At 67.3% G+C, this 12,879-nt stretch carries 17 protein-coding genes and 3 tRNA genes; 4 read left to right on the forward strand and 16 right to left on the reverse strand.

What is annotated here, in order from left to right; translation table 11 throughout:
- The 3 genes from ACTH43_RS14425 to ACTH43_RS14435 form a co-directional block, all read left to right on the forward strand.
- Positions 1–290 (forward strand): succinate dehydrogenase hydrophobic membrane anchor subunit (locus ACTH43_RS14425; RefSeq protein ID WP_441445595.1); only part of this gene is annotated, 290 nt, incomplete at its 5' end.
- 76 nt (positions 291–366) lie between these two features.
- A complete protein-coding gene (gene sdhA / locus ACTH43_RS14430; RefSeq protein WP_441445596.1) occupies positions 367–2,142 on the forward strand; it encodes a succinate dehydrogenase flavoprotein subunit in 1,776 nt (591 codons plus the stop codon).
- On the forward strand, positions 2,142–2,903 hold the full coding sequence (locus ACTH43_RS14435) for a succinate dehydrogenase iron-sulfur subunit (RefSeq protein WP_441445597.1): 762 nt from the start codon (positions 2,142–2,144) through the stop codon (positions 2,901–2,903). The genes sdhA and ACTH43_RS14435 overlap by 1 nt, the downstream gene beginning before the upstream one ends.
- 118 nt (positions 2,904–3,021) lie before the next feature.
- On the opposite strand, the gene ACTH43_RS14440 is transcribed toward ACTH43_RS14435, so the two are convergent.
- The 10 genes from ACTH43_RS14440 to ACTH43_RS14485 all read right to left on the reverse strand — a co-directional run bounded on the left by ACTH43_RS14440 (position 3,022) and on the right by ACTH43_RS14485 (position 9,200).
- Positions 3,022–3,843 carry an exodeoxyribonuclease III gene (locus ACTH43_RS14440; RefSeq protein WP_441445598.1) on the reverse strand — a complete coding sequence of 274 codons (822 nt, stop codon included), beginning with the start codon at positions 3,841–3,843 and terminating at the stop codon, positions 3,022–3,024.
- Positions 3,840–4,739: a bifunctional methylenetetrahydrofolate dehydrogenase/methenyltetrahydrofolate cyclohydrolase gene (locus tag ACTH43_RS14445; protein WP_441445599.1), complete on the reverse strand. Its 900-nt coding sequence runs from the start codon at positions 4,737–4,739 to the stop codon at positions 3,840–3,842. Before ACTH43_RS14445 ends, ACTH43_RS14440 begins: the two co-directional genes overlap by 4 nt.
- Positions 4,740–4,851: 112 nt before the next feature.
- Positions 4,852–6,120, reverse strand: coding sequence for a serine hydroxymethyltransferase (glyA, locus tag ACTH43_RS14450; RefSeq protein ID WP_441445600.1), 1,269 nt, complete (start codon positions 6,118–6,120; stop codon positions 4,852–4,854).
- A gap of 85 nt (positions 6,121–6,205) precedes the next feature.
- The gene (locus tag ACTH43_RS14455) at positions 6,206–7,333 is read right to left on the reverse strand and encodes a UDP-N-acetylmuramate dehydrogenase (RefSeq protein WP_441445601.1); all 1,128 of its coding nucleotides are present in this window, start codon (positions 7,331–7,333) and stop codon (positions 6,206–6,208) included.
- Complete coding sequence (locus tag ACTH43_RS14460) at positions 7,330–7,812, reverse strand: MaoC/PaaZ C-terminal domain-containing protein (RefSeq protein WP_441445602.1); 483 nt, start codon at positions 7,810–7,812, stop codon at positions 7,330–7,332. The genes ACTH43_RS14455 and ACTH43_RS14460 overlap by 4 nt, the downstream gene beginning before the upstream one ends.
- An 82-nt stretch (positions 7,813–7,894) precedes the next feature.
- Entirely contained in the window at positions 7,895–8,344 is a 450-nt protein-coding gene (locus tag ACTH43_RS14465) for an FAS1-like dehydratase domain-containing protein (protein ID WP_441445603.1), read from the reverse strand.
- 218 nt (positions 8,345–8,562) lie between these two features.
- Complete coding sequence (rpmG, locus tag ACTH43_RS14470) at positions 8,563–8,733, reverse strand: 50S ribosomal protein L33 (RefSeq protein ID WP_029360274.1); 171 nt, start codon at positions 8,731–8,733, stop codon at positions 8,563–8,565.
- 97 nt (positions 8,734–8,830) lie between these two features.
- Positions 8,831–8,907, reverse strand: a tRNA-Met gene (locus tag ACTH43_RS14475).
- Positions 8,908–8,960: 53 nt separating this feature from the next.
- A tRNA-Thr gene (locus ACTH43_RS14480) sits at positions 8,961–9,033 on the reverse strand.
- An 85-nt stretch (positions 9,034–9,118) separates the two neighbouring features.
- A tRNA-Tyr gene (locus ACTH43_RS14485) sits at positions 9,119–9,200 on the reverse strand.
- A gap of 197 nt (positions 9,201–9,397) precedes the next feature.
- On the opposite strand from ACTH43_RS14485, the gene ACTH43_RS14490 reads away from it, so the two are divergent.
- A complete protein-coding gene (locus tag ACTH43_RS14490; RefSeq protein WP_441445604.1) occupies positions 9,398–9,886 on the forward strand; it encodes a YajQ family cyclic di-GMP-binding protein in 489 nt (162 codons plus the stop codon).
- A gap of 140 nt (positions 9,887–10,026) precedes the next feature.
- Here the strand turns inward: ACTH43_RS14490 and ACTH43_RS14495 are convergent, their stop codons facing one another.
- The 6 genes from ACTH43_RS14495 to ACTH43_RS14520 all read right to left on the reverse strand — a co-directional run bounded on the left by ACTH43_RS14495 (position 10,027) and on the right by ACTH43_RS14520 (position 12,829).
- Positions 10,027–10,296 (reverse strand): WXG100 family type VII secretion target, encoded by a 270-nt coding sequence (locus ACTH43_RS14495; RefSeq protein WP_441445605.1) that lies wholly within the window; start codon positions 10,294–10,296, stop codon positions 10,027–10,029.
- A gap of 68 nt (positions 10,297–10,364) precedes the next feature.
- The gene (locus ACTH43_RS14500; RefSeq protein WP_441445606.1) at positions 10,365–10,625 is read right to left on the reverse strand and encodes a hypothetical protein; all 261 of its coding nucleotides are present in this window, start codon (positions 10,623–10,625) and stop codon (positions 10,365–10,367) included.
- Positions 10,626–11,088: 463 nt separating this feature from the next.
- Positions 11,089–11,358: a WXG100 family type VII secretion target gene (locus tag ACTH43_RS14505; protein ID WP_441445605.1), complete on the reverse strand. Its 270-nt coding sequence runs from the start codon at positions 11,356–11,358 to the stop codon at positions 11,089–11,091.
- 68 nt (positions 11,359–11,426) lie between these two features.
- Complete coding sequence (locus tag ACTH43_RS14510; RefSeq protein WP_441445606.1) at positions 11,427–11,687, reverse strand: hypothetical protein; 261 nt, start codon at positions 11,685–11,687, stop codon at positions 11,427–11,429.
- Positions 11,688–11,958: 271 nt separating this feature from the next.
- On the reverse strand, positions 11,959–12,441 hold the full coding sequence (locus ACTH43_RS14515) for a hypothetical protein (protein WP_441445607.1): 483 nt from the start codon (positions 12,439–12,441) through the stop codon (positions 11,959–11,961).
- A gap of 118 nt (positions 12,442–12,559) precedes the next feature.
- Entirely contained in the window at positions 12,560–12,829 is a 270-nt protein-coding gene (locus ACTH43_RS14520) for a WXG100 family type VII secretion target (protein WP_441445608.1), read from the reverse strand.
- Positions 12,830–12,879 lie beyond the last annotated feature (50 nt).

Consider the following 12,879-nt stretch of genomic DNA (forward strand, 5'->3'; position numbering starts at 1 on the left):
AGGGCGTCAAGGGCATCGACTTCGCCTTCGTCGGCGGCAAATGGGCCAACCCCTTCTGGCAGGTCTGGGACCTGCTGATGCTGTGGCTGGGCCTGATCCACGGCGGCAACGGCGTGCGCACGATCATCAACGACTACGCGCGCGGTGATCGTCTGCGGATGGTCCTGAAGGGCCTGCTGTACTTCGCCGTGATCGTGACGATCATCCTGGGCACCCTGGTGATCTTCACCTTCGAGCCCTGCCCGGTCGGCGCCGAGCCGAGCCTGCTGCCCTCCTTCTGCGAGGGCTGACGCCCCCGGGGCGGTCGATCCCATCGGCCGCCCCTCCACTCTTCCCGGTCGACCCGAAACGGAGCAGTCACCAGACATGCAGACCCATAATTACGACGTGGTGATCGTCGGCGCCGGCGGTGCCGGCATGCGCGCGGCCCTGGAGTCCTCGAAGAACTCCCGCACCGCGGTCGTCACCAAGCTCTACCCCACCCGCTCCCACACCGGCGCCGCCCAGGGCGGCATGTGCGCCGCCCTCGCCAACGTCGAGGACGACAACTGGGAATGGCACACCTACGACACCGTCAAGGGCGGTGACTACCTGGTCGACCAGGACGCCGCTGAGGTGATGGCCAAGGAGGCCATCGATGCGGTGCTCGATCTGGAGAAGATGGGCCTGCCGTTCAACCGCACGCCCGAGGGCAAGATCGACCAGCGACGCTTCGGCGGGCACACCCGCGACCACGGCGAGGCTCCGGTGCGCCGCTCCTGCTACGCCGCGGACCGCACCGGTCACATGATCCTGCAGACGCTCTACCAGAACTGCGTGAAGCAGGAGGTCGAGTTCTTCAACGAGTACTACGTGCTCGATGTGCTGATGACCGGAGACCCGCGCAGCGACGAGGGTGTGCGCGCCTCCGGCGTGGTCACCTACGAACTCGCCACCGGCGAGCTTCACATCTTCCGCGCGAAGTCCGTCATCTTCGCCTCCGGCGGCTTCGGCAAGATCTTCAAGACCACCTCGAACGCCCACACCCTCACCGGTGACGGCCCCGCGATGGCCTTCCGTCGCGGCATCCCGCTGGAGGACATGGAGTTCTTCCAGTTCCATCCGACGGGCCTGGCCGGGCTGGGCATCCTGCTCTCCGAGGCGGCCCGCGGCGAGGGCGGCATCCTGCGCAACAGCGAGATGGAGCGCTTCATGGAGCGCTACGCACCCACGCTCAAGGACCTCGCCCCCCGTGACGTGGTGGCACGCGCGATGGCGAACGAGGTGCGGCAGGGCCGCGGCGCCGGTCCGAAGAAGGACTACGTCTACCTCGACCTCACTCACCTCGAGCCCTCGCACATCGATGCGAAGCTCCCGGACATCACCGAGTTCGCCCGCACCTACCTCGGGGTCGAGCCGTACACGGATCCGATCCCGGTGTTCCCCACCGCGCACTACGGCATGGGTGGCATCCCCACCAACATCCGCGGTGAGGTGCTCCGCAACGCGACCGACGTGATCCCCGGCCTGTACGCCGCCGGGGAGACCGCCTGCGTCTCGGTCCACGGCGGCAACCGCCTGGGCACCAACTCGCTGCTGGACATCAACGTCTTCGGGCGCCGCGCCGGCATCGCCGCCGCGGAGCACGCCGCGGAGGTCGAGCTGGCGGAGATCCCGGAGGGGCTCGAGGCGCCGACCGTCGAGCTGCTCGAGCGGCTGCGCGACCGCCCGGCGACCGAGGACCGCATCGCCGACATCCGCAGCGCGCTGCAGGAGACGATGGACGCGAACGTCCAGGTGTTCCGCACCGACGAGACCTGCCGCCAGGCCCTCGCCGACATCAAGGCGCTCAAGAAGCGCTATGAGACCGTCGCCATCCAGGACAAGGGCCGCCGGTACAACCTCGACCTGATGGAAGCCGTGGAGCTCGGCTTCCTGCTGGACCTCGCGGAGATCGTGGCGCTCGGCGCGCTCGAGCGCAAGGAGTCCCGCGGCGGCCACTTCCGTGAGGATTACGAGGCGCGCGACGACGTCAACTTCCTCAAGCACACCATGGCCTATCGCACCCTCCCCGAGGAGGAGGGCCTCGAGGGCACCTCGATCCGTCTGGGCACCAAGCCCGTCGTGATCACCCGTTACGAGCCGAAGGAGCGTACGTTCTGATGACTGCCGTCGCTGAGAAGCCGGAGGCCGACGCCACGGCCGGTGAGGTCCCCTCGTTCCAGGTCACCCTGCGCATCGCTCGCTTCAACCCCGAGGACGACAAGGGCACCCACTGGGAGGACTTCACCGTCACCATGCACGGCACCGACCGGGTGCTCGATGCGATGCATGAGGTCAAGTGGCACCAGGATGGTTCGCTCACCTTCCGCCGCTCATGCGCCCACGGGATCTGCGGTTCGGATGCGATGCGGATCAACGGCCGCAACCGTCTGGCCTGCAAGACGCTGCTCAAGGACCTCGACATCGACAAGCCCATCACCATCGAGCCCATCAAGGGCCTCCCGGTGGAGAAGGACCTGATCGTCGACATGGAGCCGTTCTTCGACTCCTACAAGGAGGTCATGCCCTTCCTGGTCGCCAAGGGGCAGGAGCCCAGCCGCGAACGGCTGCAGACCGCCGAGGAGCGCGAGCGCTTCGACGACACCACGAAGTGCATCCTCTGCGCCGCGTGCACCTCCTCGTGCCCGGTGTTCTGGACCGACGGGCAGTACTTCGGCCCCGCCGCGATCGTCAACGCGCACCGCTTCATCTTCGACTCGCGCGATGACGCCGGTGAGCAGCGACTGGAGATCCTGAACTCCAAGGAGGGCGTGTGGCGCTGCCGCACCACCTTCAACTGCACCGAGGCGTGCCCCCGCGGCATCCAGGTCACCAAGGCGATCGCCGAGGTCAAGCAGGCCGTGATCCGCGGCCGCGTCTGAGCCACCGGCTCCCGGGCCTGCCGGGCCCATGAATGTGCGCTGGGGACTGATGTTCGAGAGATCATCGGTCCCCAGCGCACATTCGTCGTCTCAGGGATGCATGGGCACAGAGGGCGGCTCAGGAGTAGCTGACCACCAGCGGGGCGTGATCGGACCAGCGCGTGTCGTAGCTCGGCGCACGATCCACCTGCGCGGAGGTCGCCTTCGCGGCCAGGCTCTCGGTGGCGAGCTGGTAGTCGATCCGCCAGCCCGCATCGTTGTCGAAGGCCTTCCCCCGCTGCGACCACCAGGTGTAAGGGCCAGGGCCGTCACCGTGGAGGGTGCGGTGCACGTCCACGTACCCGGCGGCGGTGGTGAGGCGATCGAGGTATGCGCGCTCCTCGGGCAGGAACCCGGCGGACTTCAGGTTGCCCTTCCAGTTCTTGATGTCCCACTCGGTGTGGGCGATGTTGATGTCCCCGGTGAGCACCACGTGGCGGCCGTCGCCCCGCAGCCACTCCAGGCGCTCCATCATCACGTCGAGAAAGGAATATTTGTCGATCATCGTCTGCGGCTTCTCGGTGTTGCCCGAGTGCATGTAGCAGGAGATGACCGTCATCGTGGTGCCGTCTCCCAGCGGGTCCTCGAGGTCGGCCTCGAGCCAGCGGCCGGTGTGGGCATCCTCGTCGAGGCCGGGCAAGCCACGGCGCACACCGGCCAGGTCGATGCGCTCCAGGGAGGTGCGGGCGGCGATCGCCACCCCGGCGCGTCCCTTCAGCTGCGAGGCCTCCCCCACGATGGACCAGCCCTCCCCCACGAGGCCGGCGAGCAGCTCCTCCGGGGCGCGCACCTCCTGCAGGGTGATGACGTCCGCCGGAGTGGAGGCGAGCCAGTCGGCCATCCCCTTCCGAGCGGCGGCACGCAGTCCGTTGACGTTGACGGTCGCGACTGTCAGGCTCACGCGGGCACCTCGATCCCGGCGGCGCGCTCGGCCGCCTCGACGACATTCTTCAGCAGCAGCGCACGGGTCATCGGCCCGACGCCACCGGGGTTGGGGCTGATCCAGCCGGCGACTTCGGCGGCGGCAGGATCCACGTCACCCACGAGCTTCGCCCTGCCACCCTCGGGATCCTCCTGACGGGAGACCCCGACGTCGAGCACGATCGCGCCGGGTTTGACGTCTTCGGCACGGACCAGGTGGGCGGCGCCGGCGGCGGCGACGATCACGTCGGCACGGCGGAGGTGGGACGGAAGATCCGTGGTCCCGGTGTGGCACAGTGTGACGGTCGCGTTGTGCTCGCGGCGGGTCAGCAGCGCGCCGATGGAGCGGCCGACGGTGATGCCGCGGCCGACGACCACCACGTCCTTGCCGCGGAAGTCCTGGCCGTGGCGCCGCACCAGCTCGATCACGGCGCGCGGGGTGCAGGGCAACGGGGTGTCGATCTCGGTGTAGGCGTTGAGGATCAGGCGCCCGAGGTTCGTCGGGTGCAGCCCGTCGGCGTCCTTGGCCGGGTCGATCCGTTCGAGGATCGCATCGGTGTCGATCTGCTTCGGCAGCGGGAGCTGCACGATATATCCGGTGCAGGCGGGGTCGGCGTTCAGCTCATCGACCACTGCCTCGACGTCCTCCTGGGTGGCATCCGCCGGGAGGTGCTTCTGGATCGAGTTCAGTCCGATCTGCTCGCTGTCGCGGTGCTTCCCGCGCACATAGGCGGCGCTGCCCGGATCTTCGCCCACCAGCACGGTCGCGAGGCCCGGGCGCTGATGCCCGCCCTCGACGAGTCGCGCAACGCGCTCGGCAAGCTCCTCCTTGATCGCTTTCGCGGTGGCCTTGCCGTCGAGGATCTGAGCTGTCATGGCGCTCCTAGGGTTCTCAGGGGTGGTGGGTGGTGCAGATGCTGCAGCGGGGTCCCTGGATGCAGGGACACGTGTGGGGCCCGGCGCGGTGTGCCGGGCCCCACGAGGCTGCTCAGTACTGCTGGAGATCGGCGTACAGCGGCTTCGCCTCGGCGAGTGCCGCGGTGCGTGCGCGCAGCGATTCGAGGTCCGCGCCACCGGTCAGGGCCAGGGCGATGACATCGGCGACCTCGGTGAACTCCTCGGCGCCGAAGCCGCGGGTGGCGAGCGCCGGGGTGCCGATGCGCAGGCCCGAGGTGACGCGCGGCGGGCGCGGGTCGTTGGGGACGGCGTTGCGGTTCACGGTGATCCCGGCCTCGTGCAGGCGGTCCTCGGCCTGCTGGCCGTCGAGCTCGCTGTCGACGAGGTCCACCAGCACCAGGTGCACGTCGGTGCCACCGGAGATCAGCTTCACGCCGGCCGCCTTGGCGTCCTCGGCCTGAAGACGATCTGCGAGGATCTTCGCGCCCTCGAGGGTGCGGGCCTGACGGTCCTTGAAGTCCTCGGTCCCGGCGATCTTGAGCGCGATCGCCTTCGCTGCGATGACGTGCATCAGCGGACCGCCCTGCTGGCCGGGGAACACTGCCGAGTCGATCTTCTTGGCCCACTTCTCCTTGCAGAGGATCATGCCGGAGCGGGGCCCGCCGATGGTCTTGTGGATGGTGGTGGAGACCACGTCCGCGTAGGGGACGGGGCTGGGGTGCAGTCCCGCGGCGACCAGTCCCGCGAAGTGGGCCATATCGACCCAGAGCACCGCACCGACCTCATCGGCGATCTCACGGAAGGCGGGGAAGTCGAGCTGGCGGGTGTAGGCGGACCAGCCTGCCACGATCACCTTGGGCTGCTCGGCGACGGCCAGCTCGCGCACCTTGGCCATGTCGATCTGGCCGGTCTCGGGCTCGGTCTCATAGGCGACGATGTCGTAGAGACGGCCGGAGAAGTTGATCTTCATGCCGTGGGTGAGATGGCCGCCGTGCGCCAGGGAGAGGCCCATGAGCTTGTCACCGGGGCGAGCCAGGGCGTGCATCACCGCGGCGTTCGCGGACGCACCCGAGTGGGGCTGCACATTGGCGTGCTCGGCGCCGAAGAGCTCCTTCGCGCGGTCGATCGCGATCTGCTCGGCGACGTCGACCTCTTCGCAGCCGCCGTAGTAGCGGCGGCCCGGGTAGCCCTCGGCGTACTTGTTCGTGAGCACGGACCCCTGTGCCTGCAGCACTGCACGGGGAACGAAGTTCTCGCTCGCGATCATCTCGAGCGTGCGCTGCTGGCGCGCCAGCTCACGGTCGAGCACCTGGGCGATGTCCGGGTCGAGCTCGGAGATGGACTGGTCGAGGACGTTCACAGGGCCTCCTGCAGTGTCGGGGCGGATCGGCGGTGGACGCCGTCCTGCCATCTTAGGTTGCAGGACCGGATCGCCGCGCGGCGGCTCAGAGTTCGAGGCCGAGCCTCACCGGTTCGGGGACCAGGTGCACGCCGAAAGCCTGTTCCACCCGCTGCTGGACATCCTGGGCCAGCGCCACCAGGTCATCACTGCTCGCACCGCCGCGGTTGGTCAGGGCGAGGGAATGCTTGGTGGAGACTGCGGCGCGTTCGCCGAGCGCATGTCCGCGTTCGATGCCGGCGTGGCTGATGAGCCAGGCGGCGCTGGTCTTCACCCGTCCGCCGTCGACCTCGTAGCGCGGCGCACCGTCGGGCAGCAGTGCCGCCTCCCCCGGCGCGAGGATCGGATTGGTGAAGAACGACCCGGCGCTCCAGGTGTCGTGGTCGAGCGGGTCCAGCACCATTCCTTTGTCGCCGCGGATCCGCAGCACTGCTTCCCGCACCGCGCTCATCGGGGCCCGCTCCCCGACCTCGACGCCGAGCGCCTGGGCGAGCTGGGCGTAGCGGATCGGGGCCGAGCGGGAGCCGATGGTGTGCTGGAAGGTCACCGAGAGCACGACGTAGCGGCCGGTGGCCGACGGCACCGGGCCCGAGTATCGGGTGCGCTTGAAGAGGCTGTCGCGGTAGGCGAATCCGCAGTCGGCGGCGAAGAAGGTACGCACCGCGTTCTTCTCCCGGTCCCAGGTGCGCACTCGGGAGATGGTCGAGGCGACCTCCTGCCCGTAGGCGCCGACGTTCTGGATCGGAGTGGCGCCGACGGTGCCGGGGATGCCCGAGAGTGCCTCGACCCCGACCATCTCGCGAGCGATCGCGTAGCGCACGGCGCGGTCCCAGTTCACCCCGGCGAAGTACTCGACGATGGCGCCGCCGCAGGTGGGGTCCAGCGGTGTGAGCTCGGCCGGGTCCACAGGGATGCCGTCCGGCTCACCGAAGGCGCCGACCTCGCAGGTGGCGTCCAGCAGCGGTGGGTCTTCCGGGTCCCGCAGGAGCACGACCGTGCCGTCGAACGGCGCATCGGAGGCGACCAGGTTCGAGCCACCGCCAAGCACCAGCAGAGGCTCGCCTGCGGCGTCGGCCGCGGCGACCGCCTCGATCACCTCATCGGCGGTGCGGGCTTCGATCAACTTGCGGATCTGCCCTCCGATCCGAAGGGTGGTCAGGTCGGAGAGCTTCATGCGGCATCGTTCCCGGTGCGGGTCTCGGAGGAGTCGACGGCCGGGAGTGCGAGGGTGGCACGGGCACGACCGAGCACCTTGGTGCCATCCACCTCCGCGGTGATGTCCACCCTGGCCGTCCGTGCGGCCTCATCGATCGCTGCGACGACGGCGCTCACCTCGAGGGTCACGGTGCCGGTCGCGGGCACCGGGATCGGATTCGTGAAACGGGTCGTGTAGGCACGCACAGCGGTGGGATCCGCAATCGCGTCGAGCAGCCCGGTGACCGCGACGCCCATGGTGAGCATGCCGTGGGCGATCACGCCCGGGAGCCCGGCCTCGGCGGCGACGGTGTCGTTGTAGTGGATGGGGTTGAAGTCCCCCGAGGCCCCGGCATATCGCACGAGCGTGTCGCGGGTGATCTCGTGCCGGGTACGGGCGAGCTCCTGGCCGATGACCAGGTCGGCGAGGTCCACAGGGGTGGGAGTGGTGGCGGTCATGTCTGCTCCTGGTTTCCGGGGAGGCGGGCGTGGCGAGGGAAGGCGCGGAGAGTGCGGCGGGCGCGGCGGGCGCGAGTCAGGCTCAGGCGCCGCGGACGACGAGCATGCTGCGCACGCTGGCGACATCGGAGCCGGCCTCATCAGTCAGGTCCACGCGGGTGGTGATCATCGAGTGTCCACCGGCGGCTCGGACCGCTTCGACGGTGAGGGTCGGCACCAGGCGGTCCCCGGCCACAACGGGTCGGTGGAGGGTGAAGGTTTCCTCCCCGTGCACCACCCGGCGGAAGTCGATGCCTGCGGCAGGGTCCTCGATGTACTGCGCCTCCGTGGCCTGTGCGAGGGATACCAGGAAAGTCGGCGGAGCGACCACGTCGGCGTGGCCAGCGCTGCGCGCGGCCTCGGCGTCTGTGTGCACCGGCGACCCGGCGCCGGTGGCGTGGGCGAATTCGATGATCTTCGCAGCGGAGACCGTGTGCACGGGTCCGGCCGGGTAAGTGCGCCCTGCGAAGGCGGGATCGGGGGTGGTGGTCACGATGTCTCCCGAGGTCGGGTCGGCGGGGCCGACGAATGTGGACCCCTCGATCATCTCACCGTCGGCGTGCGGTGGCGGTGCCTCGGCACGCTGGATCCCGTTTCTGTCACGGTGACCGAACCCATCGCCGCGACCAGGTCCGGCGTCGACAGCCCCGGAGAACGACGAAGGCCACCCGGATGATCCGGGTGGCCTTCGTGGAAGTGCGTTCGACTCGCTCAGCGGGTCTCGCGGTGAGCCGTCTGCTTGCCGCAGGTCGGGCAGAACTTCGAGAGCTCCAGCCGGTCCGGCGTATTGCGACGGTTCTTCTTGGTGATGTAGTTGCGCGCCTTGCAGTCAACACAGGCCATGGTGATCTTGGGACGCACGTCAGAGCTCTTGCTCGCCACGGTTCGCCTCTTTCGTCCGGGTGACGCGCTCCGCAGCGCGCCTCGTGGGTCCCCGTGCTCGGGGGATGTGGATTCTGCACGCCGGTGATGACCGGTGTGGTACCGAGGGCGGGGATCGAACCCGCGACCTCACGATTATGAGTCGTGCGCTCTAACCGTCTGAGCTACCCCGGCGTGACCGATGAAGCGGCCCGTCTCGAATGAGAACGGGCCGCCGCATCCATCAGAGCCCTGAAAGGGAATCGAACCCTTGACCTTCTCCTTACCATGGAGACGCTCTGCCGACTGAGCTATCAGGGCAACCCGGTAAACCTTACCCGCCTCCTTGCCCGGAGGCAATTCGGGGGCGGACCCCGGTGCTTCGGATCACATGGACCCTCCGCAGTGGCAGATGAGGGATTCGAACCCCCGTAGGCAATGCCAGCTGATTTACAGTCAGCTCCCTTTGGCCACTCGGGTAATCTGCCGCGACTGCTCCCGCTGCCCACCCGACCTGGATCGCGTGGCCGCCGGAAGCGGACCTGAATCAGCATAGCGGCGTCCCGCCGCCGATGCGAACTCGGAGGGGCATCGGGACGCATGAAGAGCATCACAGCTCTCCGCGCGGCTCGTGGACAATGGGGGTGCGGCCCACCCGTGCGGCCGCCTGAAGGAAGGACCCACCGTGGCAGATTCATCGTTCGACATCGTCAGCAAGCTCGATCGCCAGGAGATCGACAACGCTGTCAACCAGGCAGTGAAGGAGGTCGGGCAGCGGTACGACTTCCGGGGCACCGGGGCGTCGATCACGCTCAGCGGCGACGAGATCGTCATGACCGCCAACGCGGAGGAGCGGGTGCTCGCCGTGCTGGATGTGCTCCAGTCCAAGCTCATCCGTCGCGGGATCTCACTGAAGGCGCTCGAGGTGGACGAGCCCAAGCAGTCCGGCAAGGAGACTCGCCTGGCCGCTGCGCTCAAGGAGGGCATCAGCACCGAGGACGCCAAGAAGATCTCGAAGCTGATCCGCGAAGAGGGCCCGAAGGCGGTCAAGGCGCGGATCGAGGGGGACGAGCTGCGCGTCTCCTCCAAGAGCCGGGATGATCTGCAGGAGGTCATCGCCCTGCTGAAGGGCAAGGATCTGGATGTCGCGCTCCAGTTCGTCAACTACCGCTGAGGCCAAGGCGCCGGCACCGGTACCCCACGCCTGACGCCTGACGCCTGACGCCTGACGCCTGACGCCTGACGCCCACAGCATGGAGGAAGGCCCCGCACCCCACGAAGGGTGCGGGGCCTTCCCCACGAAGAACCGGACAATCAGCCCTGGTTCGAGGTCGAATCCTGCTGCTCAGCGTGCTCATTGAGCTGCGTGCCCTTGTCCGCCAGCCCATTGACCAGATTGGCCACAGGACCGCTCACGAAGCTGTTCCACTCCTCGACATACGCGTCGTAGTCCGGACCGACCCACTCCACCGAGTTCACCAGGTTGGTAGCGCCACTGATCAGCTCAAGAATCTGCTGACCAGCATCATTCACGCCCTGCGCAACCTCGCGACCCTCTTCCGGATTCATACCCTTGAAAGCCATGACCTACCCCTTTCGCCCCACCACGGAGCTTCAAAACACACGAAGAAAAGAAACTGAAGATCCGAGGATCAGGAAGACGCCTCACGCTGCGCCGCAGCATTCTGCGTCCCACGCTCAGAGAAATCGCCACACTGCTGAGTCACCTGCTGCGCAAGCTGACCGAGACCATCGGTGAACTCGGTGACGTAACGATCCCGGTCCTCACCGGTCCAATCGAACTCCGACACACGCGACGCGATCTGCTGGAACGCCTGCTGAACATCCTCACCAGCCTGCTGAATCTGCTGCGCCATCTGCTCGACAGACTCCGGGGTCATACCCTTCTTCATGGTGTCCTCCATGTCGTAGTGAAAAACTCGGTCCCACCCACCGGAGAAGACCTCCACGGCCACTGACCGCTTCCTCGACCCTGTCCCCCAGGTGATGACACAACTCTAGAACCCCCACCCCCACTTGGCGATGGGGACAACTCCCCATGGCCCTCCACATCCCCATTCCCCCGCATCACTGCAGGTCAAATGCCCTTCATGCGCTTCTCGACGTTGTGGACAGAGCCGGTCTCCCGCTCCAGGTCCCCTGACGGGCCCCGGGCTCGTCGGCGCATCGGACCTTCCGCCCGCTCTCCGCCGGCGCACAAGACCGCTGCTCAGCGAGCCCGCGCGCCCAGCAGCCCAGCAGCCCAGCAGCCCAGCAGCCCAGCACGAGGCCACCGCATGAGCATCCGTCACGGCATGGAGGAAGGCCCCGCACCCCACGAAGGGTGCGGGGCCTTCCCCACGAAGAACCGGACAATCAGCCCTGGTTCGAGGTCGAATCCTGCTGCTCAGCGTGCTCATTGAGCTGCGTGCCCTTGTCCGCCAGCCCATTGACCAGATTGGCCACAGGACCGCTCACGAAGCTGTTCCACTCCTCGACATACGCGTCGTAGTCCGGACCGACCCACTCCACCGAGTTCACCAGGTTGGTAGCGCCACTGATCAGCTCAAGAATCTGCTGACCAGCATCATTCACGCCCTGCGCAACCTCGCGACCCTCTTCCGGATTCATACCCTTGAAAGCCATGACCTACCCCTTTCGCCCCACCACGGAGCTTCAAAACACACGAAGAAAAGAAACTGAAGATCCGAGGATCAGGAAGACGCCTCACGCTGCGCCGCAGCATTCTGCGTCCCACGCTCAGAGAAATCGCCACACTGCTGAGTCACCTGCTGCGCAAGCTGACCGAGACCATCGGTGAACTCGGTGACGTAACGATCCCGGTCCTCACCGGTCCAATCGAACTCCGACACACGCGACGCGATCTGCTGGAACGCCTGCTGAACATCCTCACCAGCCTGCTGAATCTGCTGCGCCATCTGCTCGACAGACTCCGGGGTCATACCCTTCTTCATGGTGTCCTCCATGTCGTAGTGAAAAACTCGGTCCCACCCACCGGAGAAGACCTCCACGGCCACTGACCGCTTCCTCGACCCTGTCCCCCAGGTGATGACACAACTCTAGAACCCCCACCCCCACTTGGCGATGGGGACAACTCCCCAGGCAGAGGTCCCCACGCGACATCCCCCGGGAACTGACCCGGCCGTGCAACTTCGTCCCCGTCGTCACATGCGAACGGCCTCGGACCCGAAGGTCCGAGGCCGTCACCAGGTGAGGGGCGCGGGGTCAGCTGAGGTCCAGGGTCACGGAGTCCTGGATCGCGCGGACGGTCTCGATCTCGTCATCTGCGCTCTCAGCGCCGCAGCTCCCCACGATCTCCAGGACGTCCTTCGCCACGCCGCCGCGGTCGACGACCGCATAGCGCGCCGCCTGGACGACGGTCGGTCGCCCGGGCTGCGTGTATCCGTACTCGCTGGCGATCCAGGTCATCCCCTCCACCTGGATCTCCCCCGTGCCGAGCTCCTCGAGCTCGGGAAGAGCAGCCTTGCGCTGCTCGAGGCCGGCCTTGGCCGCGTCGAGGGTGAAGTCCGGTCCGAAGCGCTGCACAGTCACCACGACGTTCGCCCGGAACTGCCCCTCCACCCGGGGCTGTGCCACAGCGACCTGGACTCCGGGAACGGTCAAGGACTCCCAATCGTCCGGCACCTCTATGGTGATGCGCGGCGGACCCGGAAAATCCGCGCTCGGATATTCGATGTTCTTGGCCATGGATTAGCTCCGTTCGTCCCACCTCTGACGGCGCCAAACATATCAGGCATGAACGAGGCCCGAACACGCCATGGGTTCGGGCCTCGGGCATCGGTCGCGAGTACCGGGTGATGCGTTGTCAGTTCGAGGAGGTCGCGTCCTGCTCGGCCGCATTGCGATCCGCCGTATCGCCGAGATCGTTGACGGAATTCATGATCTGCTGCAGCGCCGGAACCATCTCTCCCGACCACTGGCTGCGGAAGCGATCAGCATCGGGACCGGTCCAGTCCACCTCTTCGAGACCGGAGGTGAGCTCCTGCTCGATCCTCGTGATCTCCTCGGCCGCATCGCGGAGCTGGGCCGACATCCGCCGGACCTCTTCGACGTTCATACCCTTCGTGGCGTTCACGGTTCGGGTTCCCCTTCCTGGTGTCTCGCGCCTGCGCCCTGATCCGGTGC

It is taken from the genome of Brachybacterium sp., from assembly GCF_052095815.1.
Classification (GTDB): domain Bacteria; phylum Actinomycetota; class Actinomycetes; order Actinomycetales; family Dermabacteraceae; genus Brachybacterium.